The 24455-nt window shown below is 36.7% G+C and carries 16 protein-coding genes; 11 read left to right on the top strand and 5 right to left on the bottom strand.

Annotated elements, in window-relative coordinates; all coding sequences use genetic code 11:
- The first annotated feature begins 25 nt into the window (after positions 1 to 25).
- The 5 genes from F6K23_RS08545 to gor all read left to right on the top strand — a co-directional run bounded on the left by F6K23_RS08545 (position 26) and on the right by gor (position 6000).
- On the top strand, positions 26 to 1006 hold the full coding sequence (locus tag F6K23_RS08545) for a cysteine synthase A (protein WP_293153371.1): 981 nt from the start codon (positions 26 to 28) through the stop codon (positions 1004 to 1006).
- Positions 1007 to 1035: 29 nt separating this feature from the next.
- Positions 1036 to 1176 carry a hypothetical protein gene (locus F6K23_RS08540; protein ID WP_293153368.1) on the top strand — a complete coding sequence of 47 codons (141 nt, stop codon included), beginning with the start codon at positions 1036 to 1038 and terminating at the stop codon, positions 1174 to 1176.
- A 61-nt stretch (positions 1177 to 1237) separates the two neighbouring features.
- Complete coding sequence (locus F6K23_RS08535; protein ID WP_293153365.1) at positions 1238 to 1504, top strand: ferredoxin; 267 nt, start codon at positions 1238 to 1240, stop codon at positions 1502 to 1504.
- Between the two features lie 81 nt (positions 1505 to 1585).
- Entirely contained in the window at positions 1586 to 4183 is a 2598-nt protein-coding gene (locus tag F6K23_RS08530; protein WP_293153362.1) for a DUF262 domain-containing protein, read from the top strand.
- Between the two features lie 473 nt (positions 4184 to 4656).
- Positions 4657 to 6000 (top strand): glutathione-disulfide reductase, encoded by a 1344-nt coding sequence (gene gor / locus F6K23_RS08525; RefSeq protein ID WP_293153359.1) that lies wholly within the window; start codon positions 4657 to 4659, stop codon positions 5998 to 6000.
- Between the two features lie 659 nt (positions 6001 to 6659).
- Here gor and F6K23_RS08520 read toward each other — a convergent pair.
- A complete protein-coding gene (locus F6K23_RS08520) occupies positions 6660 to 7145 on the bottom strand; it encodes a type ISP restriction/modification enzyme (protein ID WP_293153356.1) in 486 nt (161 codons plus the stop codon).
- 733 nt (positions 7146 to 7878) lie between these two features.
- Between F6K23_RS08520 and F6K23_RS08515 the strand changes: the two genes are divergently transcribed.
- Entirely contained in the window at positions 7879 to 8532 is a 654-nt protein-coding gene (locus F6K23_RS08515; RefSeq protein ID WP_293153353.1) for a YqiA/YcfP family alpha/beta fold hydrolase, read from the top strand.
- A 609-nt stretch (positions 8533 to 9141) separates the two neighbouring features.
- Positions 9142 to 9846 carry an ROK family protein gene (locus F6K23_RS08510; protein ID WP_287275092.1) on the top strand — a complete coding sequence of 235 codons (705 nt, stop codon included), beginning with the start codon at positions 9142 to 9144 and terminating at the stop codon, positions 9844 to 9846.
- Between the two features lie 315 nt (positions 9847 to 10161).
- Here the strand turns inward: F6K23_RS08510 and F6K23_RS08505 are convergent, their stop codons facing one another.
- Positions 10162 to 11331, bottom strand: coding sequence for a bifunctional oligoribonuclease/PAP phosphatase NrnA (locus F6K23_RS08505; RefSeq protein ID WP_293153348.1), 1170 nt, complete (start codon positions 11329 to 11331; stop codon positions 10162 to 10164).
- Between the two features lie 214 nt (positions 11332 to 11545).
- Positions 11546 to 11872 (bottom strand): DUF760 domain-containing protein, encoded by a 327-nt coding sequence (locus F6K23_RS08500; RefSeq protein ID WP_293153345.1) that lies wholly within the window; start codon positions 11870 to 11872, stop codon positions 11546 to 11548.
- A gap of 765 nt (positions 11873 to 12637) precedes the next feature.
- On the opposite strand from F6K23_RS08500, the gene F6K23_RS08495 reads away from it, so the two are divergent.
- Positions 12638 to 15754 (top strand): MFS transporter, encoded by a 3117-nt coding sequence (locus F6K23_RS08495; RefSeq protein WP_293153342.1) that lies wholly within the window; start codon positions 12638 to 12640, stop codon positions 15752 to 15754.
- An 872-nt stretch (positions 15755 to 16626) separates the two neighbouring features.
- Here the strand turns inward: F6K23_RS08495 and F6K23_RS08490 are convergent.
- Positions 16627 to 16788 carry a hypothetical protein gene (locus F6K23_RS08490; RefSeq protein ID WP_293153339.1) on the bottom strand — a complete coding sequence of 54 codons (162 nt, stop codon included), beginning with the start codon at positions 16786 to 16788 and terminating at the stop codon, positions 16627 to 16629.
- 216 nt (positions 16789 to 17004) lie between these two features.
- On the opposite strand from F6K23_RS08490, the gene F6K23_RS08485 reads away from it, so the two are divergent.
- From F6K23_RS08485 to F6K23_RS08475, 3 genes are all read left to right on the top strand, one after another.
- Positions 17005 to 17373: a translation initiation factor gene (locus F6K23_RS08485; protein ID WP_293153337.1), complete on the top strand. Its 369-nt coding sequence runs from the start codon at positions 17005 to 17007 to the stop codon at positions 17371 to 17373.
- 478 nt (positions 17374 to 17851) lie between these two features.
- Complete coding sequence (locus F6K23_RS08480; protein WP_293153334.1) at positions 17852 to 18094, top strand: hypothetical protein; 243 nt, start codon at positions 17852 to 17854, stop codon at positions 18092 to 18094.
- A gap of 145 nt (positions 18095 to 18239) precedes the next feature.
- On the top strand, positions 18240 to 18431 hold the full coding sequence (locus tag F6K23_RS08475; protein WP_293153331.1) for a hypothetical protein: 192 nt from the start codon (positions 18240 to 18242) through the stop codon (positions 18429 to 18431).
- 416 nt (positions 18432 to 18847) lie between these two features.
- On the opposite strand, the gene F6K23_RS08470 is transcribed toward F6K23_RS08475, so the two are convergent.
- Positions 18848 to 23245: a response regulator gene (locus F6K23_RS08470; RefSeq protein WP_293153328.1), complete on the bottom strand. Its 4398-nt coding sequence runs from the start codon at positions 23243 to 23245 to the stop codon at positions 18848 to 18850.
- Positions 23246 to 24455: the final 1210 nt, after the last annotated feature.

The following is a 24455-nucleotide window of genomic DNA, read 5'->3' as shown; positions in this document are numbered from 1 at the left end:
TTGTACATAAAATATTGGTCAAAAAATGGATATTAAACAAGGTTTTATCGGTACAGTTGGCAACACTCCATTAATTAGATTAAATAGCTTCAGTGAAGAAACTGGATGTGAAATTTTAGGTAAAGCAGAATTTCTGAATCCAGGGGGTTCGGTGAAAGACCGAGCTGCTCTTTATATTATTAAAGATGCAGAAGAAAAAGGTTTACTGAAACCTGGTGGAACAGTTGTGGAAGGAACTGCTGGTAATACAGGAATTGGTTTGGCACATATTTGTAATGCTAAAGGTTATAAATGTTTGATTATTATTCCTGAAACTCAATCTATTGAAAAAATGGATGCTTTGAGAACTTTAGGTGCAGAAGTTCGCCCCGTTCCTGCGGTTCCCTATAAAGACCCGAATAATTATGTAAAAATGTCAGGTAGATTAGCTTCGGAAATGGAAAATGCTATCTGGGCAAATCAGTTTGATAATTTGGCAAATAGAATCGCTCATTATGAAACAACTGGACCGGAAATTTGGGAACAAACAGATGGAAAAGTAGATGCTTGGGTAGCTGCTACTGGAACGGGTGGAACTTTTGCTGGTGTTTCATTGTTTTTAAAAGAAAAAAATCCCCAAGTTAAAACTGTTGTAGCTGACCCGATGGGAAGTGGTATTTATAGTTATGTGAAAACTGGGGAAATTTCTACAGAGGGTAATTCTATTACTGAGGGTATTGGTAATAGTAGGATTACGAAAAATATGGAAAATGTGCCGATTGATGATGCAATTCGAGTGGATGATAAAGAGGCGGTTAGAGTAGTTTATCAACTGTTAAAAAAAGATGGTTTATTTATGGGAGGTTCTGTCGGAATTAATGTTGGTGCAGCAGTTGCTTTAGCAAAAGAAATGGGTCCCGGTCATACTATTGTGACTGTATTATGTGATAGTGGCGCTCGTTATCAATCAAAATTATTTAATAGTGAGTGGTTAACTGCTAAAAATTTATTGCCGGATGAAGGATAATACTATTTCTCAAAAACTTTTCTATATTTTTGCATAGTAGGGGAGTAGGGGAGTGGGGGAGTGGGGGAGTAGAGGAGTGGGGGAGTAGGGGAGAATTAAACATAAGAATAGTTAACATTAACTTACCTCAAAGTAGTAAAAAGATGATTCGACATAAGTTAATTCCCTAATAACTGAAGTTCTAATGAAGTACAGCATTATTTTTGTGAATTGGTATAACAGGGAGAAATTATGATGGAAAATAGTCAAGTTGAGAGACGTTTATTGGTTTGTCAAAATCGTACTTGTCGGAAACAAGGTTCTGCAAAAGTATTAGCTGCTTTTGAGTCATCTGAAGTTTCTAATATTCAAGTAGAAAAAAGCGGATGTTTGGGGCAATGTGGCAACGGACCGATGGTTTTAATTTTGCCAGAGGAAGTTTGGTATAGTCGTGTTTTCCCTCAACAGATTTCAACAATTTTAGAGGAAAATTTTCTTGGTAGAATAACTGTGAAATGAATCTTTGATGATGAATTTTATTCTCTGAACAGTTAGTTGAATATTTGAGAAAAATAAGTCGAATAAGGAGAAGTTTTTAAATTGAGCAATTTATTTTTACAACCGGAAGATTTTGAACGTATATTCAAAGACCATCTGAAAATAGAGACTTATTCAAAATCAATAGAAACTCTATTTAGCGATCGCCTTTTAAGGCGTATTGATTATAAACCTTACTATCAAAGAAATTATGTTTGGGATGATGACAAAGCTTCATATTTTATTGAGAGCATACTTCTAGGAACAGAAATTCCTCCTTTAATATTTTTCAATAATGCAGAGAAAATAGAAGTTATTGATAGAAGACAAAGGTTTGAAACGATTAAGAGATTTAAGGATAATGAACTGCAATTAACTAAAAAGGGGTTATCTGCTTTAAAACAACTCTCAAGAAGTAGATACAAATCCCTTTTTGAAAATAATGAAACTACTAGCATAATAGATTTATTTTTAGATGCAAAAATTAGAATCGTTGAATTTGAAATTGTTAATGAACGAAAGTTAGACTCTCTATTAGAAGATAAAATCAAAAAAGAAATCTTTGCTAGATATAATTCAGGTATAACGCCTTTAACAACACCAGAAATTGACAATGCTGTTTATGATAACGATCCAATTTATCAGTATTTTAAAAATCTTTTAACGCAAGAACCAGATTTTGAACAATTAATGTATGATTTGTTCTTTAAAAGAAGTGGCAATAATAGCATAGAACATGACAGAGGAAAAATTTTACAGTTTATTAGACGACATTTAGTTTTAAAAATGTTTCCTATAAAGCAATATTCTTGGGGTAATTCTAGGACAGAAACTTTAGAAAAATTATTTGAATACTTATCAGATCAAAATCCCGATCCAGAGCCACTATGTCAGTCATTTATTGAGAAAGTTAAAATTGTAGAATCATTCAAGCAAATATTTATAGAATTCAATTTCAAAAACAATCAGTTAGTTTTTGAATGTTTACTATGGAGTATGCTAATTTTAGAGAATGAAAAACTAGATTTATCTAAACTAAAAAATAAAGCTTTGTTAAAGAGAGTAAGTAAAAAAATATCAAATAATATCCAAAAATATAGCGACGGGAATTATAAACAAATACAAGAACGATATACTTTTACAGCTAAACTGTTTGAAACAGAATTTAAAATTAAATTACAAGTTTATTATGAAGGTAGTGATAAGAAAACAAAAGAACTGAGTAAACTTCGCCAAACAGAGGATGAAGATACTGTTACTAAACTCAGTGAGCTTGAATCTTTAAGAGTAACTAAGCCAGATCCATCCCGAAACTCAATAGACGATATAGCACGAGTGATGGAACGTAAGAAATTTTTAGTTAGACCTTCTTATCAGAGATCGGAAGTAATTAATTTGCCGAAAGCATCAGCTATCATAGAAAGTATTTTGTTAGGTATTAATTTACCACCTATTTTTATTTTTAAACGTTTAGATGGAATTTCAGAAGTTATTGATGGTCAGCAAAGACTTTTAACAATTTTAGGATACCTGGGAAAAGAATATGTTGATGAGGAAAATAATAAATGTAGCACGAAAAACTCAAATTTTGCCCTGAAAGATTTACGAATTCTTAAAGACTTAAAGAATAAAAAATTTGAAGCTTTAGAACCTGCATTACAAGATAAAATTTTAGATTTTGAACTATTTGTTGTTGAGATAGAAGAACGCCTAAATACAGAATTCGATCCGGTAGATTTATTTGTTAGATTAAATAATAAGCCTTATCCTATCAAAGAAAATTCCTTTGAAATGTGGAACTCTTGGGCAGAACGCGAAGTAATTACAAAAATCAAAGATAATGTTAGTAAACATCGAGAATGGTTTCATTTAAAATTAGCCAAGCAACCTAAAGATCGTGACCGGATGGAGAATGAGGAACTATATACATCTTTAGTATATTTTGAGTTTAAACAGCTTCAAGAGCAAAATATAGAAAAGTTTCTCAAAATATATAAACAAAATAATAGAATTAATCTCAGATTAGGTGTAATAAAAGATATTAATTTAGTCTTGACAAAAGTTTCTGAAAATCAGGAAGATAAGAAACTATTTATGAAGAGCATTACAATGGTGGAACAATTTATATCAAAAGTCAGATGTGTGTTGCTTGATGAAGATATAGATAAAAATCAGCTAGATGCATATTTGAAAGATGAATTAGACTCTCTATATAAAACTCGTAAGGGAAGTCGTAATTTTAGAAGAACTAAACAAGATTTTTATATACTCTGGTATGTATTTATTCCTCTAAATTATGAAATGGTAAGGCACTATAGACAAGAAATAAAACAGGAACTTAAAGATTTATTCTATAGAATGAAAAATACACAAGATAGTAATTATGATGAGAATAAATTTAAAAAAGAAATAGAAAAATTTCAAAAAAAGTACAAGCAAGATAAAAGAAAACTCAAATTATTTGATTCAGAGAAAGAAATGTTAATAAAAAAACAAGGAAATAGATGTCCTATATCTGGAAACCCTCTGTTTATGGGAGATGAAATTGAAGTAGATCATAAAAAACCATTAGCCATAGGAGGATTAGATTCTATTGATAACTTACAAATTACTCATAAAAATGCGAATAGAAGAAAAGGTACAAAATATAAGAATGATTAATTAATTGTAGTGGTTAATTATTTTCTATAACTTAAGATTCAAAGAAATTATAAAGTAAGCATTCAGCCGTCAGCCATCAGCTATCAGCTATTGCTTTTAATTTAGGATAAAAGCTTTATTAATTGTCTTACTAAAAAAGTTGGCTTATTTGCCCTTAAAGTCTATTGAAATTTAAACAATGTTCTATATGAGAGAGCTTTGTTGCTGATAGCTGACAGCTAATAGCTGAATGCTTACATTATAAATTGGTATAGCGCAAAAGCGGAAACCTAAATAGGATGTAGAGAAAATTTTTATTTAATAACTAAAGATTTGACTGTTCTTGAAACTTTATTTTTCAAGTTGGTTCAAGAAAACCTCCTACCTAAATAAATATGTTCCCTCAACAAGAATCTAAATAGTTGAGTTTGTTCATACTTTGTTATAATTTACTCAACAAAATAATTAAAATATCAATCAAAGGATATCAAATTATGGCATACGATTACGATCTATTTGTGATAGGTGCAGGATCGGGTGGGTTAGCATCTTCCAAAAGAGCAGCATCTTATGGAGCAAAAGTAGCGATCGCTGAAAATGACCTAGTAGGAGGTACTTGCGTCATTAGAGGATGTGTCCCAAAAAAACTTATGGTTTACGGTTCCAGATTTTCCCACTTGTATCAAGATGCAGTAGGTTATGGTTGGAGTCCAGTAGAACCGAGTTTTGATTGGTATAAATTAATAGATGCTGTAAATACAGAAGTTCTACGTTTGAATAAACTACACATCAGTTTCCTGGAAAAAGCAGGAGTGGAACTAATAGAAGGATATGCAAAATTTATCGACCCCCATACTGTAGAAGTAGGCGATCGTAAAATCACAGCGGACAAAATCTTAATTGCTGTTGGTGGAAAAGCAGAAAAAATCAATATTCCTGGAATTGAACATAGTATTACTTCCCGCGAAATGTTCCACCTCAAAGAACAACCAAAAAGAATGGCAGTTTGGGGAGGTGGTTATATCGGTGTAGAATTTGCCGGAATTTTAAATGGTGTCGGTACTGAAGTTACTCAAATTATTCGTCGGGATTTAATTTTGCGAGGTTTTGACCAAGACATCCGCAGCAATATTCAAGAAGGAATGACAAAACATGGAGTAGACTTCCGCATCAATACAAATGTAGAAAAAATTGAGAAAGTCGAAGAAGGTTTAAAAGTTCACTTAACTGGAGAAAATACCGAACCTTTAATTGTCGATACTTTCCTCTGTGCAACTGGTCGCAAACCAAACTTAGAAGGTTTGAATTTAGAAAACGCTGGAGTAGAAACAGTCAGTGGTGCAGTTGCCGTTAGTACCAACTGTCGTACCACTCAACCAAATATATATGCGGTGGGAGACTGTATAGATAAAGCAAATTTAACTCCTGTTGCTATTGCTCAAGGTCGTGCTTTTGCTGATACAGAATTTGGTAATCTTCCTAGATCAATTTCTCTAGAAAATATTCCCACAGCAGTCTTCTCAGAACCAGAAGGATCTACTGTCGGTTTAACAGAAGCAGAAGCTAAAGAAAAATTTGGTGATTCTATCAAATGTTACCGCGCCAAGTTTCGCCCAATGTTCCACAGTTTCACAGGTGCAGATGAGAAAGTAATGGTGAAATTGGTAGTCGAGGGTAATACTGAGCGCATTTTAGGAGTACACATGGTCGGTAAAGATGCAGGTGAAATTATCCAAGGAATGGCGATCGCTGTTAATATGGGTGCAACCAAAGCAGACTTTGACCGCACTATTGGTATTCACCCTTCCACTTCAGAAGAGTTAGTAACTTTACGTTGAAGAAGGTGTTTAACAATTAATAATTAATAATTAATAATTAATAATTACAGGACTTACGCATTACCGTTACATATAGTGTATAACTTGGTCATTATTACTGATTTAACCACTGCAATTAGTGCCGTTGCGTAAGTCCTAAATTAATGAGGGTTTGCGTATGGAAAGTCTTTTTGCTCTTTGTAGGAGACAGGAGACAGGAGATAGGAGAAATGGGAATTTAGAGGAAGTTAGGAGTAAGAATTGTCCCTGAATTTTTCTGCCCAACTATGCGCCTAAAATACTAACTTTTTGAGCGTGAAGAGCTGAAAACCAGGCACTGCAATTCGACCCCAAAAAGGCTAAAACCTTTATCTGTAAATACTTTTAGATTTAATCAACAAGCCCTAATTAATAATTAATAATTAATTATTACTGACAATAGATATAGGGTTTTGGTGTGTTATACCAATTCCCAAAAGCAATGCTATACTTCAGTGACACTTCAACAGTCAAATATTTACCAAGATTCAAAGTCTTTTTTTGACAATTATTAGTCGGTTAGTATAGATTTTTCCTACTTTTAAACTCTCCCCACACTTCCCACACTTCTCACACTTCCCCACCCAATCATACATAGCATTCTTTTTGATAAATGGTATTACGCTACCGCGCTATACACGCTACCAGTAGCTGATAACTGATAACTGATAACTGATAACTGAAATGGCGATCGCTATTTTCTCTCGTTTAATGCAGGTAAGTTGTTCAGGATTAGCCAAAATTTTACCTTTTATATATTTTTTAAACCCTTCAACTTGTTGATTATAAAAATAAATCATTCTTGTCATATTATCAATAACTGATTTATGGGAAAAATTATAAACCCAAGTGTCTCTACTTGTTGCTAATCCTCTTGAAGACACATCAAAAATAGTTTTACTTGTTTGATATTTCTTATCACCTAAAGAAATAAAGCTTTCAAAAATATCATTACGTTGATTAATCCAATCATAATTTTCATTCGGTGTTATTTCTTGCCATGTGATAGTCGAAATATCACCAAAGTCTTTAATAATCCTTAGTTGATATTCCCGACTTAAATAATCACCAATATCATAATAAAATAATTTTCTTTCCTGCTTTTTACCAGGATTTTTGATTAACAAAGTAATAGCAATAGTAGCACGACTACCTGAATCAAAAAATTTACCGAATAATTAATAATTAATAATTATTAATTAAATAATTCTGGTTTAAAGCCTCCCCTTTTAAGGGGAAAAAAGCGGTCGATATTCGGAGCTTCCCGTAGGATGGGATGGCGAATTCGGAGCGGGTCTGCAAGAACGGGTCTCCTCGCCATATTCAATCGACCAAGAGAAGAAATAATATTTCCTTATTTTCAATTCCGTAGCGGTTTTAACCAGAGGTAATTATCAATTATCCATTATCCATTAATGAATCATATCTACACCAGTACAGCTTTTAATCCTAAACCTTACTATTTTAATCTTCTTTCCTGGAGCAAAGTCGATATTTAGCAAACTTTTTAAGACCTACTATAAGATTGTTTTATAAATAAAAAGTACAGATTAATCTCTAGTCCCTGGTTTAACAAAGGGATATCTTTGCTGATAAATGGTAAGCATTTCCTCCGGAATGCTGCGCAAACAGCGGTCAGCCATCAGCTATCAGCTATTGCTTTTAGTTTAGGATAAAAGCTTTATTAATTGTCTTACTGCAAAAATTCCCTCCCTTACCCTTAAAGTCAGTTGTTAATTTAAACACTGTCCCATAAGATAGAATCTTGTTGCTGATAGCTGATAGCTGAATGCTTACCATAAATGATAACTGATTGATCTAACGCTCACCTAATTTTTAGATTCAATTTGACTTAAAAAAATGCTGAATAATTACACCTATATTTATTTACATGGATTTGCCTCTAGTCCCAAATCTAATAAAGCTATATATTTACAGGAACGCTTCTCCGAAATAAACCTCAATCTTAATATTCTTGACTTAAATAAAAATGATTTTTTCAACCTAACCTTAACAAGACAAATTCATCAAGTAGAGTCAGAAATAACAAAAAAATCTACACCAATAATATTAATTGGCTCTAGCTTTGGTGGTTTAACATCTACTTTTTTAGCAGAACGAAACTTCAATATTAAAGCAATAATTTTACTGGCACCAGCCTTTAATTTTTTATCCCATTGGCAACAAAATTTAGGAGAAGAAAAATTACAAAAATGGCAGCAAAGAGGAAATTATTGGATATACCATTATGGAGAAAAAAAATATTCACTATTGAGTTATGATTTTATAGTTGATTTGCTTGAGTATGAAGAAAAAAAATTAAAACGTACTTTACCAACTTTAATTTTTCATGGTTTAAATGATAATGTAATTCCCATTCAAGCTAGTCGAGAATTTGTTGCCAAACGCTCCTGGATAGAATTAATAGAACTTGATACTGACCATACTTTGGGGAATGTGATGCCAAAAGTTTGGCAGGAAACTTATCAATTTTTAAATCAAAACTTTAATTAGGGTTTGCGCTTCACTAGTCTTTTAGTAGGGGTAGGAGACAGGAGACAACCCACCCCTCGCCCCTCCCTCTCCCAGGAGGGGAAGACAGAAGACAGGAGAAATGGGAATTATAGAGGAGGTAATATTCAACAATTAATAATGAATAATGAATAATGAATAATTACCTCTTCTTTTCAAGGAGAGGATTGACAAATTCATGAAAATTTTTTTTATTATCCCCTTAAAAGGGGAGGCGCATACCCACAATTTTTCGGTAAGAATTTTCCCTTAATTTTTCTGCCCAACTATGCGCCTAAAATACTAACTTTTTGAGCGTTTTAGACGTGATACCAGCCACTTTTTAAAGGCAAAAAAAAGCCTAAAGTCTTTATATGTCAATGTTTTTAGATTTAATCAGTAAACCCTAATTAGATATAGCAATTCCCATCCTGATGAGATACAAAATTCGTTTGTTTTAGGGAGTAGGGAGTAGGGAGTAGAAAATCAAAAAAATCACTGTACTTCAGTAACTTGAGAAACGCTATAAATAATTAAGATAAGGTTATAAATATTGTAGGAGTAAAACAATATTAATTATAATGATAATATGTAATAAAAAAAGCGTAAACAATGAATGAAGTTAAAACTATACAAACTTTAGCTGTTGATATTGGTGGCAGCGGAATTAAAGTAATAGTCTTAGATGAAACAGGAGAACCTATCACAAAACGTAGTCGTGTCGAAACACCAGACCCAGCAAAACCAGACCCAATGTTAAAAGAGATTGTCTCTTTAGCAGTAGAACAAGGAGAATTTGACAGAATATCCGTAGGTTTCCCTGGTGTAGTTATGGATGGTGTGATTAAAACAGCAGCAAATTTAGATTCTGACTGGATAGGGTTGAATTTAGCAGCAATGCTTTCAGAACGCTTGGGGAAACCCGTGCGAGTTGCTAATGATGCTGATATTCAAGGACTAGGAACAATTGAAGGCAAAGGAGTAGAGTTGGTAGTTACTTTAGGAACTGGTTTCGGTTCAGCATTGTTTCTAGGAGGAAAACTAGTGCCAAACTTGGAAATGGGTCATCATCCATTTCGCAAAAAAGACACTTATGAGGAACAGTTAGGAAGAGCAGCATTAGATGATATTGGTAAAAAGAAGTGGAATAAGCGCTTAGAAAAAGCGATCGCTACTCTACAACATTTATTTAATTGCGATTGTATTTATCTTGGTGGTGGCAATACAAAAAAAATTGAATTTGAATTACCAACAAATGTAAAAATAGTGCCTAATGTAAATGGTTTATTAGGAGGAATTGCTTTATGGAAAGAATAATTGGCGTTGGTAAATTAAGGTATGATATTAATCTTAATTACTTAGGAGTCAGGAGTCAGGAGTCAGGAGGAAAGAAAGAAGAAGAAACAAGGAATAGAAGGAGAAAGTTTTTTTGTTTGCGCTCTTATCCGGACAAAATATCATACCTCTTTTCACCAACGCCTAATAATTAAGTAGTCATAATTTTCGTATTTTTCTATTAGACATAGGCGCGATCATCAAAAATCAAATCAATCCCATACGCATAAATCATCAATTATTTCCCCCTACTCCCTACTCCCTACTCCCTACTCTCTCTCTTTCGGAGATGCCTATTTAGTTAGGATTGACTAATTTTAAAAGCTTTTGCTTAACTTGAATATTAAAAACATCCCATTTTTTTTGAGCATATTCACTGTTAAAATTAAAACCAGAAAGAAATTCTATAGGAATTTCAAAACCTCCTGCTTGGGAACGCCCTCCACCAAAAAAATTTCCTTGGGTATCCATTCCAAAAGCTTCTTTAATAAACTCATCTGGATCTAGAGTAATTTTATTAGTTCGCAACGATCCAGTTACTACTTCTAGTTCTTTTTCCTCATCTTGAACAATACCATAAACAACAGCAGTATGAACATTTTCTTCTGTGATTAAAAAGTCAGCAGCTTGAGGAATAGCATCTCGATCTAAAGCACGAAGATAACCAACACCAGAAATAGAAACATTGTTATATATAGAGCGATGAGACAAAGCTCTTTCAATAATATCCATCACCCGTTGAGACCTAGAAGATTGTAGCACCGCATTTAATAACGTTGCATCATAAAAACGACTTAAATAAGCCGTCGCCAGAAAATCTTCATCTGTTGCTTGTAATAACTGATTTGTATCAGATCTGATACCATGCATCAAAGCGGTAGCACATTTTATATGTTCGATAGTATTATTATCAAATTCTAGTAATCCTGCTTGAATATATTGGGTTAAGATAGTTGCTGTAGCTTTGATTGAAGGCCGAATATCTACAAACTCTGCCTTTAAGTTTTCTTGTAGACTATGGTGGTCAATAACAGCCACTACAGGAATAGTTTTTAGCACCAGTGAAGTGAGCTGACTGGTAGTACCTTGGTTATCAATAAAAACACATCCCTGGTAAACAGATAAATCCTTTTTTTTAGCAGTTTCTACTGTCCATTTTTGGACGGGCAAACCAGTCAATTTAACAAGTGTAATATTTTCTTGATGACTAAGAGTACCAGCATAAACAATATCACATTGAATATCATATTGTTCGGCAATTAACTTATAAGCCCAAGCCCCTGAAAGTGCATCTGGGTCTGGAAAATCTTGGAGAATAATTAATTGACGAGTATGAGAGTACTTCTCCAAAGTTTCGATTAAAGCATCTGTTTTTAAATTAGTAGGAATTGGGATAATTTTAGATAAAGTTTGACTGGCATATTTTTTAGTCAGTTCCTGATTTTTAACTTGAGAATGATTGGTCATAATTATTTTTTTAGACAACTAATAAGCTGTCATAAATTCAGTTTATTTCCATTTATTTTGTAGCTGAAAGAGGATATTAATTTTGTACAATGATTCTAATTTTGGGACAATTATCAGAAATACTTTTTGGATTAACCGTTTGATTTCAAACTATCCTCTTTCATTCATCCTATTGTTTGTAGAATTTATCACCTCAAGTAAATGTTTAGCTATCTCAACTAGAATGCAGGCCTTGGAGAGATTTGTCAAGTTCCATTCTTTGTTTAGCTTGATGTAAAAAGTAACCACTCATCATCGCAGAAGCCAGCATTTGACCAAGATTTTCTCTGCTCGTACTTATAGTCATACCAAAATGCTCTGGTGGTAAATTTCCCAACATTCCTCTTAAATTTTGTTCCATAATTTGAGCAACTTCTGGTTCTGGTTGAGAAAGTTGAGCTACGGTTTCTGGATTCAAAGATTGAACATATTGCCATAATAAGTTATCACTACTGGATTGATTGGCAGAATATTCAGAGGGATGACCTGGAAGATTATTCATAGTACTTATCTGGAATTAATATAGTTTAGTATTTAGTTACATATTAGCAACATTTTCCAGCTACTCCATTAAGTGTGACCGAACTTTTCGATCCGGTTTTTTCTACTCATTCTAGTGTAGCTAAATCATATTTTACAAGGAAGAAGCAAGAAGGAAGGAGGAAAAAGGAAAAAGTGGATGGGGATAGTCAACGGCTAGCCACTTTGTGTCTTATAACCCCAACAAATTGTAAATACTGCTTATGAGGTGCGGGATATTATACCAAAAAAAAAATAAATAATTGAATAGTGGGGTTATTAAACGAACCTATTAAAAATTATATATAAGTAATAGCGATCGCTACTCAAACTTCCCAGTTAAAATTATTCCTTTGGGTAGAAGTCCAGTTATTGTCAAAAATGTTTTTCTCCCTGTTCTCTGTTCCCTACTATACAAAAATAATATAAAATCTTTCTTTAGATAGACGTGCTTATCAAAAAATCTAGGTAAATAAATCAGATGTACAGAATATTTATTTTGAACGAATCAGAAGTATAGTATTTTTCATATTTCAGAGGTATTTTAACTAACCGGAAGAACTTAGTTAAGTTGGGTAAACAAAAAAGCCACTCTAAATATTTAACTTGAAATTATAACCTAGGATAGATATTATAACCTACGATAGATGAAAAAAAATACTTAATTAATTCATATTTAACTGTACAATTACTACCCACAGAGAAATAAATCACAATTTTAGTGAATTAGTAATAGAAAAAATAACTAATGAATCTCATATACCAAACCATAGAACGAGGATTAAGATTAGATAATCTAGCATCCTGGATAGGACAAATTGATGTTTTAACTGATGCAGAAACAGTAGAAAACTCAGCATTATTATTTAGCAGACCACAATTTTTTACAGCTTTAATTGCAGGAGTAGTTCTAGCTTTTGCATTTCAACTTTTACTAACTAATCTCGGTGTAGCAGCCGGGATTTCATTATTGGGTGCTTCGTCAAGTTCAAAGAAAAAAAATGACAATGAAGATGATTCTGGAAGTGTCAGCAGTACCATTCAGAAAATCAGTCTAACTGTAGGTTTAGGAACCTTAATAAGCGTTACTATTGCTCTATTTTTAGCCAGCTTATTAGCAGTAAGATTAAGTTTGTTTATCTCTCCAGTATCAGGAGCAATAGTAGGCTTAGTAATTTGGGGTACCTACTTTTCTCTAATGGTGTGGGTGAGTTCAACAACAGTTGGTTCCCTCATTGGTTCGGTAGTTAATACTGCAACGTCAGGATTTCAATCCCTACTAGGAACAGCCACAGCAGCCATCGGAGGAGCCACTGCTAGTAAACAAGTTGTAGCTACAGCAGAAGCAGCAACAACCATCCGCCGGGAACTCAGCTCTATCCTAGATCCTAATACTCTGCGGGAAAATGTAGAAGATTACCTCGAATCTATACGATCGCCAGAGCTAGACATAAAAGAAATCAGGAAAGAGTTTGAAAACATCCTCAATGATCCCAGTTTGCAAAAAGTTGCAGATAGCAACAGTCTCCGAAATATAGACCGCCAAGTTTTTATCAATCTAGTCAGCAGTCGCACCGACTTATCTCGTCAAGAAGTCAACCGTCTTGCCAAACAATTAGAAGCTGCTTGGAGAAGTACAGTCAATAAACTACCAGAACGCACAGACCCCATGGCTGAGTTAGTAGACTATCTTAAATCTGCCTCACCCCAACAGTTGAGTAGTAACGATCTAAGTCAAAAAGTAGATCCTCTAATCGCAGAGAAACGAGCAAATCGTGGTAAGTTTCAGTCACAAAATCCTTTATCTCAAGGTACATCAATGGGTTTTCAGAGCTTAGTAGGTTTAGTAATGGGGCGCGCCGACCTATCTGACTTGAATGTAGAAAAAATTATTAATCAACTGCAACCGCTCAAAGACCAAGTAAATGAAGTAGTAGATCGAGCCAAGCAAGATAACCCCTCCCAGAGTCTATTACAGGCCGATGTGGAAAACTATTTGCTTAATACTTATTCTTGGCACATGAAACCAGATAGAGTAGAGCGCGACTTCCGCCATATAATTTATGACGAATCTGCTGATCCAGAACTATTAGCTAATGAGTTAAGACAGTTGAATCAGTCATATTTTGAGAATTTACTGCGCCAACGAGGTCTGTTCACTCAAGAAGAAATTCAACATATAGTCAGTAGACTTGAAGCAGTTCGTTTACAAGTTTTAGCTCTAGCAGAAGCAGCGGTGGAGCGAGAGGCACAAATTGTTTTATTTGCAGAAGTTGAAAATTATCTATCAACTACTCCTCCACAAGAGCTGACACCAGAAAAAATTCAGCTCAACTTCAAACCCATTCTTAAAGCTCCTGATGCTAGTCATGAAAAAATGAAGGCTCGTCTAGGTCAACTAGACTGCCCCACTTTTGAACGGTTGTTAGAAAAACGAATAGATTTGAATCGGGAAGATGTAGCAGTCGTTATATCAGATTTGGAAAAAGTAAGAGATAGCGTTATAGAAGAATCCCTCGATCTACAGAGTAAGGCAAAAGCCAAAATTTCAGAACAATGGCTGAAGGTTCAGTGGTACCTGAAAGATAGGGGCAAAGATGAACTCAACCCCCAAGCAATTGAACGGGATTTAAAAATGCTCTTAGATAACCCTCAAGGGGGAATCTCAGCAATAAAAGCGCGAGCTGAACAATTCGAGCGCAATACTTTAGTGCAGTTATTGACCACAAGGAATGACCTGAGTCAAGCCCAAATTGAGAGCACTCTCGACCAGGTAGAAGAAACGTGGAACAGCACGGTCTATGCACCTCAATACTTAGCAGAAAAAGCTCAGAAAGAATATGAAAATGTAACTACTTCCATAGCTAGTTATCTTTGTCAAACAGGTAAGGAAGAACTCAACCCTGCTGGTATTAAGCGCGACCTAAATAAATTATTAGAGAGTCCTCAAGAAGGTGCGCAAGCTATCAGAAGAAGGTTAGCACGAATGGACCGCGATACTCTGGTGCAGTTACTCAATCAAAGGGATGACCTAACAGAGGAGCAAATTAATCAGGTCATAGATGAAGTGTTGTCAACCTTGCGGGATATTGCCAAATCACCTCAAAGACTTGCACGACGAACTCAAGCTAAGATTGAAGATTTCCAGAGTTCTCTGGTTGATTATTTGCGCTCCACAGACAGGGATGAGTTGAATCCTGATGGCATTCAGCGGGATATTAATTTACTGATGAATGACCCCCGTTTGGGTATGGAAAGTTTGCGCGATCGCCTTTCTCATTTTGACCGAAATACTCTGGTGACAGCTTTGACTCAGCGAGGCGATATTTCTGAGGAAGATGTTAATCGTATTGTTGACCAAGTGATGGAAGTGCGCGATCGAATAATTGAGCAACTTCGCTCTATCCAAGAACAGATGCTTTTTGTGGTGAAGCGCATTTTTGCTAAGGTACGCGATTATCTGAATGGTTTAGAACGACCAGAACTTAATTATGAAGGTATTCGCAAGGATGTACGGACTTTGTTTGATGACCCAGAAGCAGGATTTGAGGCTTTGCGCGATCGGCTTTCTCAGTTTGACCGGGATACTTTGATTGCTATTCTCAGCTCTCGTGATGATATTTCCGAAGCAGATGCTAATGAAATTGTGGTTCAGATTGAGCGAACTCGTAATCGGGTATTACAAAAGGCTGAAAGGTTAAACATGGAAGTACAAGTACGTCTAAGCAAGATTAAGCACGAGGCACAGCGTCAAGTGGAAGAAGCTCGCAAAGCGGCAGCAGTTGCATCATGGTGGTTATTCTTTACTGCTTTGATTTCCGCCATAGCTGCTGCGGGTGCGGGTGCTTTGGGTGTAGTTAGTTAAGGATAGGATCGTGTATAGCGCTACGCGTAAGTTAGAAGTTATATTAAAACGGACATGATATAATCATCAGGACTTACGCAAATTTACTGTTTAACCACCATCTGTAGGGGTGAATGGTATTTGCGCTCCGCAAAGCTCCGAATGGCGCCTTCGCTATATGTAGAGTCTCTGCGTAAGTCCTGATAATAATTAATAATTAATAATAACAATTACCTCTCCTTGAACAGAAGAGGATTGACGCGGAGCGTGAAAATTTTTTCTCTCTTGGTCGATTGGATATGGCGAGGAGACCTCGCCATCCCCCGACCGCTTGTTTCTCCTTTAAAGGAGAGGATTTTTACCTTAATTATTCGGTAATTATGATGATTTATCAAAATAATATGGGTCTAAAACCCCGCCTTTTAAGGCGATCGGGTTTTTGGAGAGTTGCTCACGCATCCCCGTTACAAAAATAACTTCTGACTTCCCCTCCTGGGAGGGGTGAGGGGTGGGTTGACTTCTGACTTCTAACTTCGTTAAGACGCGAGCAAGATGCTCGCACTAATTGTCATATCATGTCCGAAGTCCGAAGGCAATCGTTTGTGCAAAAGTTAGCGTGGATATCTACAGGAAATTTAAGTTTTTTTCTTGCCTGTTGCCTGTTGCCTGTTGCCTGTTGCCTGTTGCCTGTTGCCTGTTGCCTATTTACTATTTACTATACAAGACCGATGCTACCGGACATGATATGACGCGCGTTAAGACGCGAGCAAGATGCTCGCACTAATTGTCAAACACCAACCAGGCAGTTGCTATACTAAATGTTTAAGGGTTTAGCATCCTCTAGTAACTACTGACTAGATATTGAGTGTGAGGTTGTTCAACGTGATTTGGTATTATATCAAATCCGCTGCCATTCGGTCTAAGAAAATGTTCCATCTGAGCGCCATCTCCCCACATTCCTCTCCAGGGAGGGGCGCGCGGGTGGGTACCCACACTCCCCACACTCCCCACACTTCCCACACTTCCCACACTCCCCCTTCAGGGAGGGTCTCCACACACCAATGCTACCGGGCATGATATTATATCAAATCCGGTAGCATCGGTGTTATTCAGCATTCAAAGATAAGAATCTATATTGTAAGGGCGAATGCCATTCGCCCCTACCCATTGTATGACGATCGACGGAATTATATTACTCCGAAGCCAACGGATTTGATATTACCTGGTATATACTGATTATGTAGTAATCTAAATAATATTCCTTTAAAGTTATGGGTCGTTCAAAAAATAATTCCCCTAATATGACATCTGCTAAAGGCGATCGCGTAGTTTACTCAGAGTTTGGTAATAATGCTACCTCCCCAGCAACAGAAAGAGCAGTACCAAACTTACCCCCAAATCAACAAAATTTAAAAGTACAAGCATCCCGCAAAGGTCGCAAAGGAAAAACAGTTACAATTATTAGTGGGTTTCAGTCGAACCAGGAAATTTTGACAACTTTACTGAAACAGCTGAAAAATCAATGTGGTGCGGGTGGTACTCTCAAGGACAATGAAATTGAAATTCAGGGGGAACATAAGCAAAAGTTACTGGAGATTTTAACTAAATTGGGCTACAAAGCTAAAATTAGTGGTGGTTAAGGTATTTTAGGATGATAAATTTCAACAAACTGTAATTAAAGCATTTAAAGTAGACCGAGCGAAGCAGTAGGGAGTCAGGAATATATGAGTTATATTTCCCATGAATTTGAGCTATTCTTCCCTACTGTAATATCATGTCCGGTTGAACAGTGATAAATAAATAACTACCGAGGAGTCAGGAGTCAGGAGTCAGGAGGAAAGAGGGAAGAAAGAAGAAGAACTGAAGTTGAAGGAGAAAGTTTTTTTATAACTAATTATCCGGACATGATATAACTTACTTGACAGCGGTTTTCATTTCAGTGAACCACAATAAGGGCGAATGCCATTCGCCCCTACAGGGTTGTATTTATGACGATGTGGTTTATTAATCTGAAAAGCACTGTAATCTCTAGTCTATATAATACGAAAACTTCTGTAATTATAAAATCCGGAAAATATCACAGAGATACTGTAGAATTCGATCGGCAAAGCATTAATTATGAAATATAAATGTACCATTGAAGAAGGAAGAAGGAAGAAGTGGTGCGACCCCGCGGGGTGCGACAGACGCAAGGGAATGCGCACTCCTGTGAGGAAAAAGTGGATGGGGACTCAAACCCCAACCAATTGTAAACACCATGTAGACGATGGGGTATTAAACCGAAAAGAAAAAGATATAGCAGAAGAAAGAAGGAAGAAGGAAGAAGGAAGAAGGAAAAGTATTACCTTGTCTGAGTTTTAAGTTTTTGATCTGTCCTAACCTTTGCTTCGACTGTTATAATATTTATATAGCTAATATTTAGAACGATAATTGTTGCGGAATTTTGATTTTAGCTTTGTAGTTTTAAATAAGAAGTAATTAAACTTATATTAGTGGAGATATATAAATGTTTAGAACAGTTGCTTTAGTATTACTAGGAACTTCTGTTGGTTTTGGATTTTCTATGGTAGGTGATGGTAATGGGTTTGCTATTAAAGTACCTCAAATAGAAGCAGGAAAATTAGAATGTCGTTGGTTACCTGAAGATACCTCTAATAACTCTTCTATTAACGGAGAATTCTTGGAGCCTAGATATTAGACTTGCTCTCAAGTCCAATTTTAATTACACAGAATTTCTCAGTACGTTGAGAAAAGCTATATTTTCTCTTTCTTTTTGAAGTATCATAAGTAGCTCTACTTAATTAAATATAAAAAGTTTTACTATCTAGTAGACCTCTCCATAAAAGAGGGAACAGGGAACAGGGAACAGGAGACAGGGAACAGGGAGAAGTAATTGATAATTTATAGATAATAATTGATTCTATTTTGAATTTTTACCTTAATTATTCGGTAAAAATCCTCTCCTTTAAAGGAGAAAAAATAAAAAAATTTCCTTTGAGTCAATCCTCTCCTTGAAAAGAAGAGGTAATTATTAATTATTAATTATTAATTGTTGAACAGATGTCTAGTTGTTTCGATTTCCTCAATAATTCCCATTACCCAGATTTGATATAATTACTGACTCGTGAATTTATCTAGAAGTATATCAATGCTCTCTAATACTTGCTGAAACTGTTGGGCTAAAATTAAAGCTTTGGTAGATAAAACTTCCATATCGGGAGTTTCACTTCGTAGTTCCTGATGTAGAGAGGCAGCAGACTTGTAGAGGGTATCTGCTCCAATGTTACCTGCTGCTCCTTTGAGTGAGTGAACCAAATATAAGGTATTCTTCAAATCTCCGTGGTTTAGTGCTGTTAGGATTTCAGTGTCATACTTTTGTTGAGAAGTTTGAAAGAGTCTCAGAATGTCCAGATAATCACTCCATTGACCACCCGTAAACTCTAAACCCAAATTGACATTTAGACCAGGTAGAGATAATTTAGGAGTCTCTGGAATATCAATCTTTTCTAGGAGAAGACTAGGGATATTATTGTTCGTGGGTACAGAGGAACTGTTAGTTGGAATAATCCACTTCAGGAGAGTCTCATATAGCTCTTGAGGGTTAACAGGTTTGGATAGATGATAATTCATCCCCGCTGCCGAACTTTTAGCTCTATCCATATCCATAGCATTAGCTGTCATAGCAATAATCGGTACAGTAGCAAACCATTCTGTTCCGCTGTTGTCCTCCTTTGCCAGAGAACGGATACGGCGAGTCGCCTCTAGTCCATCCATTCCCGGCATCCGAATATCCATCAAGATTAGGTCGTAAATCTGCTCCATAACTTTAGCGATCGCCTCTGTTCCATTGGTTGCGCAATCTACTTTCAACCCTACCTTTTGCAGTAATTCCTGGGCGATTTGTTGGTTCACTGCATTGTCTTCTACCAGTAGAATATTAGCCCCTTGAATTTTTTCAAGTTCTTCCATGCAGAACAATTGAGTTTCTCTAGAATCACTGAGTACCGGATAATCAGAATCATCATCAGGTTCCCAGAGGTAGTCCAGTTCTAGTTCAAAGTAGAATACACTGCCTTTACCGAGTTCGCTCTCAACACCAATAGTGCCTCCCATCATGTTCACAAGACCTTTAGAAATTGCCAATCCAAGTCCTGTACCACCGTACTTGCGACTGGTAGAAGCATCCACCTGGGTAAAGGACTGAAATAGTTTTTCCATCTGAGAAGGACTAATACCAATTCCTGTATCTTTCACCTGAAATTTCAGGCAAACAGTTTCCTGACTATAAGTGAGTAGTTCAACTCCAATGGTAACGCCACCTATTTCGGTGAATTTGATAGCATTGCTCGCTAGATTCATCAAAACTTGAGTTAAGCGCAGTGAGTCTCCAATTAAATAATGGGGAATCCTATCCCCAACTTGGAATAATAGTTCTAGCCCTTTTTCAGTAGCTTTTAGACCAAGAACATTGTTGATTTGATTCAGGATTTGATCTAATTCAAATGGGATAGATTCCAGTTCCAGTTTCCCGACTTCTATTTTGGAAAAGTCCAGGATGTCGTTGATGATTTCCAACAATGATTGGGCAGAACTCTGGATTTTGGTGAGATAGTCTTGCTGGTAGTGGGTAAGATCGGTTTGTAAAGCCAAGTGAGTGAGTCCCAGAATACCATTCATCGGAGTACGAATTTCGTGACTCATCAGAGCTAAAAATTCGCTCTTGGCACGGTTAGCATATTCGGCAGCTTCTTTTGCTTTTTGCAACTGCTGTTCAGCTAATTTGCGCTCTGTGATATCTTGTACTGTACCTATGATGTATATTACTTTGCCGGAGACATCGCACAGAGGTCTGCCACGAGCCGAAATATAAACCAAAGAGCCATTCGGTCGAGAGATGCGACATTCGATTTTGTAGGGTTGAGCAGTTGCTATGGTAGCCTGAACTGCACGGTCTATACCCTCGCGGTCTTTAGGATGGACAAGTTCTAGGAAATCTTCATAAGTTAGAGTTTTCACTTCTGGCGACTGTCCAAAAATACGGAAAGTTTCGTCAGACCAAGCAACCGCCCCCGTTTTTACATCGAATTCCCAACTCCCCAGTTTACCTATTTTTTGTGCTGCTTTTAAATGAGCTTCACTTTTGCGCAGAGTTTCTTCCACTTGTTTACGACTGCTAATATCAGTAATTGTGCCAACATAACCGATTTTCTGTCCCTCACTATCCCATTCTACCACCGCTTGTGCATACACCCACTTCACAGTACCGTCAGGATGTTGCAAGCGATATTCCATTTGGCCAGAATGCTTACCTTCGAGAAATTGCTCCCAGACTGTGGCAACCATCACTCGATCGTCAGGGTGTAACGCCTGTTGCCATCCAGTTCCAGTTGCTGTCTCTACAGATATTCCGGCAATCTGACTCCAGTGATCGTTAACATATATACAGTTTCCTGTCAGATCGGTACGAAAAATTCCCACTGGAACAGTCGCAGCTAATGTTGAGTAACGATTTTCGCTCTCGTTCAAGGAATATTCTGCTCGTCGCCGTTCTTCTAGTTCAACCTTTATTTGTTCATAGGCTTTTCCCTGTTGGATCGCAATAGCAATGTGAACAGATAATCGTTCTACTAAATAGATCCCATTTTTTTTCCAGACATAGGCATGATCGTGGCTGGCAAGAATCAGACCCCATAGTTCATTTTCTACTATAATTGGCACAACTAGGGTAGCACGAAGACCAGAATTTACCAGGATTTCTTGATGTTCTGGACTTATATCTGATTCGTATACGTCATTTACTGCCCTAATCTGACCATGGCGATACTGCTCCATCCATTCAGGTGTCACCCATATCTGGGCAAATTCTGCATCCAATAGCGATCGCTTGCCTTCAGCAATTGACTCAGCAACTACAGTATCAGAAGACTGAGGATGGAATTGGTAAACCATCGCCCGATGGCAGTGCAACAGTGGGGGTATCTCTCGTACTGCTGTATCAAGAATTTTCTGCAAATCCAGCGATGACCGTATCTGGTCTGTTACAGTCATCATTAATTTTTCGCGACTTGCCTTAGCTTTGAGAGCATTAGTTCTCGCTTCCACCAACCTTTCTAGTTCAACAGTGCGACTTTCCAGTAGTTTGATTCGCTCTGCTTCTAAACGCACTACCCTTTGTTCCAAAACTTCCATCAACTTGCTAACTTCCCAAGGATTGATGGCTTGCAACACACTGGTTTGTGTCACAATGCCTAGAAGTTCTCCTTGCTCGCCACACGCCACTAATCGACGGATATTGCGCTCTTCCATAATCTGTTGGACAGTCCAAAGTGACGCTTCTGGTTTAACTGTCAGCAACGGTTTACTCATCACTGCCTCTGCTATGGAATTTTCTAGATTTAAGCCCAATGCCTGAAATTTAACCATATCTCGCTCAGTCAGCATCCCCACCGGAATTTGCAGTGATTCTGTACCATATTTCACAATTACGATTGAACTAATACGGTGATCGTTCATAAGTTGGGCAATTGTCAACAGAGATGTCTCTGCTGTGGCACAAATTACTTTATGGTTCATGACTTCGCGTACCAGACGTAGCCGTAGCAAGTTAGTTGGTTGGCAAATTTGTCGCAAACTATCATGGGTAACTAGACCAAGCAGATGCTCGTGTTCATCTAGAATCGGCAAGTGACGAATCTGATGCTGCTGAAGCAGATTAATTACAGAAAACAAATCAGTCAAATCATACTCAGGTAGGGTAATGACTGAACGTGCCATAATCTGACCCATTACCAAACGATCTAGGGATTGTTGCTGGGCACTTAAGCGAACTACATCCCGCTCAGTCATAATACCTACGACCCGCCCATCCTCAACTACTAATACACAACTTGACCTTGCCCTTTGATGACGATCTTTTTCTGCCCTATCTGTCATTTTGACATCACTGGTAAGCGACCGCTGGTTATTCATTAAGGTAATAGCATCTCTGACTGTTGTCTCCGGATTTACAATCAAGGGATTCCTAATGATTGCAGATTTCAGTTCTAGCTGAGTAAGCACCGTGGTGCGAACAGAAACTTGACTAACACAGGAGCATAGTGAGGTAGCTGTAAGATCTCCCTTGACCAGATAGTCTGCTGCTCCTAGTTTCATTGCTCGTACTGCAACCCGCTCATCCCCCAATCCAGTTAGCACGATTACGGGTAATTTATCTTTAGGGTAGTCAGTGGCAATTGCATCTAAGAACTCCAATCCATTTCCATCCGGTAGATTTACATCAACCAAGGCTATATTTGGTCGCTCCGAGTGCCACATTTCTATTCCTTCTTCTAAGGTTTCCGCTTCTATTATGTGGTAAGTGCGGTCTGGATCTGATTTAAGATAACGAATGTAGGTGAGACGATCGACCTCAGAATCATCTAGGAGTAAAATAGTTATTGTCGGCAATAAAGCTTCAGGTGTGCTAACATTGCTGTCACCATGGGGCATTTTGCTATAGCTTGAGTTAGGCATTTTTGTGCTTCTTTGAGGAAGTAGTCAGTATGAGTGATAATAATGCGAGTGATGGTAGGGTATTCAACCTATCAGGCCACAATTATTAATTTAAGCTTACTACAGCTAGATATACTAAATATTTAGATTGGTAAGTTATAGCGCTGTGCGCAGGCAACAGCTCCGGAAGGCAACAGCTCATCTGGGGGAATAAATTGCCGTTTGCGCAGCATCTCCGTTGGAATAATATAAGACTTTTAGCTATTTTGCCCCTCCTGCAATTTGTAAATATACCAGCGCTCATTGCTATAATGAAGTAAACTTCTTGATTCGATCAATCTCCTATATCTTCAAAATAGTTAACAAGTGTTTGTTACTGTATTCATCACCCTAAAATATATTGTAGATTATAGTTTAATAGTGATAATCACGCAATACTAGGCATAAAATAAATAAATAGTTACTGTACTAGCACGGCAAATATTCTAAATATTAATAAGGCGCATCTAAATCTAAGATATTTGGCGGAGTTTCTCCTTTTGTTCAATAGAAATAGGGGCGAACAAGAATGTATAGATGTCTGATAAATTCTTAATACAAAGGTGAAAAAAGAATGCGATAAATACAGCATAGCTTTGCTGCTAAATTATTTTAATATCTATTTAAAATTACTTAATCACTGAAGTGTGACCTAAGTATAGTATTAATGCATGGGAATTGGTATTAAATTCCCATAAATAACATTAGACATCTCCAGAAAATAAATCTTTTAATTAGAGCAGGCTAAGGATACAAAAAATTTACCCTAAAAAATCTTTTTTCGTACCTTTGCGCGTAAAAATATCTTACCTGTTCCCTGACGGAGCAGATGAGCTGTTGCCTACTCCTGCAAAAAACCTATATCTTTTTCGGAGATGTCTATTTATTAGGAACGTTGTATTCAGCACCCCTATAGGCAATTTCTCTAAGGAGTATAGGGAAATTTGAGACATTCTCAACATGATCGACAAGAGCATTAATATTTACCGAGAAATTGTGGTTTAAAGCCTCCCCTTTTAAGGGGATAATAAGCGGTCGATCTTCGCAGCTTCCCCGTTGGGTGGGATGGCGCAATTCGGAGCGGCTCTGTCAAGAGCTAGTCTCCTCGCCATATCCAATCGACCAAGAGAAGAAAAATTTTCCTTTTAGTCAATCCTCTTCTTTTCAAGGAGAGGTAATAATTAATAATTAA

It is taken from the genome of Okeania sp. SIO2C9, from assembly GCF_010672455.1.
In the GTDB taxonomy this organism is placed as follows: Bacteria; Cyanobacteriota; Cyanobacteriia; order Cyanobacteriales; family Microcoleaceae; genus Okeania.
This window is presented reverse-complemented; position numbering and strand designations above follow the sequence as displayed.

Bases quoted from the DNA above. Each gene is read 5' to 3' on its own strand.
- F6K23_RS08545 (WP_293153371.1), top strand. From the start codon at position 26: ATGGATATTAAACAAGGTTTTATCGGTACAGTTGGCAACACTCCATTA.
- F6K23_RS08535 (WP_293153365.1), top strand. From the start codon at position 1,238: ATGATGGAAAATAGTCAAGTTGAGAGACGTTTATTGGTTTGTCAAAAT.
- gor (WP_293153359.1), top strand. From the start codon at position 4,657: ATGGCATACGATTACGATCTATTTGTGATAGGTGCAGGATCGGGTGGG.
- F6K23_RS08515 (WP_293153353.1), top strand. From the start codon at position 7,879: ATGCTGAATAATTACACCTATATTTATTTACATGGATTTGCCTCTAGT.
- F6K23_RS08510 (WP_287275092.1), top strand. From the start codon at position 9,142: ATGAATGAAGTTAAAACTATACAAACTTTAGCTGTTGATATTGGTGGC.
- F6K23_RS08505 (WP_293153348.1), bottom strand. From the start codon at position 11,331: ATGACCAATCATTCTCAAGTTAAAAATCAGGAACTGACTAAAAAATAT.
- F6K23_RS08500 (WP_293153345.1), bottom strand. From the start codon at position 11,872: ATGAATAATCTTCCAGGTCATCCCTCTGAATATTCTGCCAATCAATCC.
- F6K23_RS08495 (WP_293153342.1), top strand. From the start codon at position 12,638: ATGAATCTCATATACCAAACCATAGAACGAGGATTAAGATTAGATAAT.
- F6K23_RS08485 (WP_293153337.1), top strand. From the start codon at position 17,005: ATGGGTCGTTCAAAAAATAATTCCCCTAATATGACATCTGCTAAAGGC.
- F6K23_RS08480 (WP_293153334.1), top strand. From the start codon at position 17,852: ATGAAATATAAATGTACCATTGAAGAAGGAAGAAGGAAGAAGTGGTGC.
- F6K23_RS08475 (WP_293153331.1), top strand. From the start codon at position 18,240: ATGTTTAGAACAGTTGCTTTAGTATTACTAGGAACTTCTGTTGGTTTT.
- F6K23_RS08470 (WP_293153328.1), bottom strand. From the start codon at position 23,245: ATGCCTAACTCAAGCTATAGCAAAATGCCCCATGGTGACAGCAATGTT.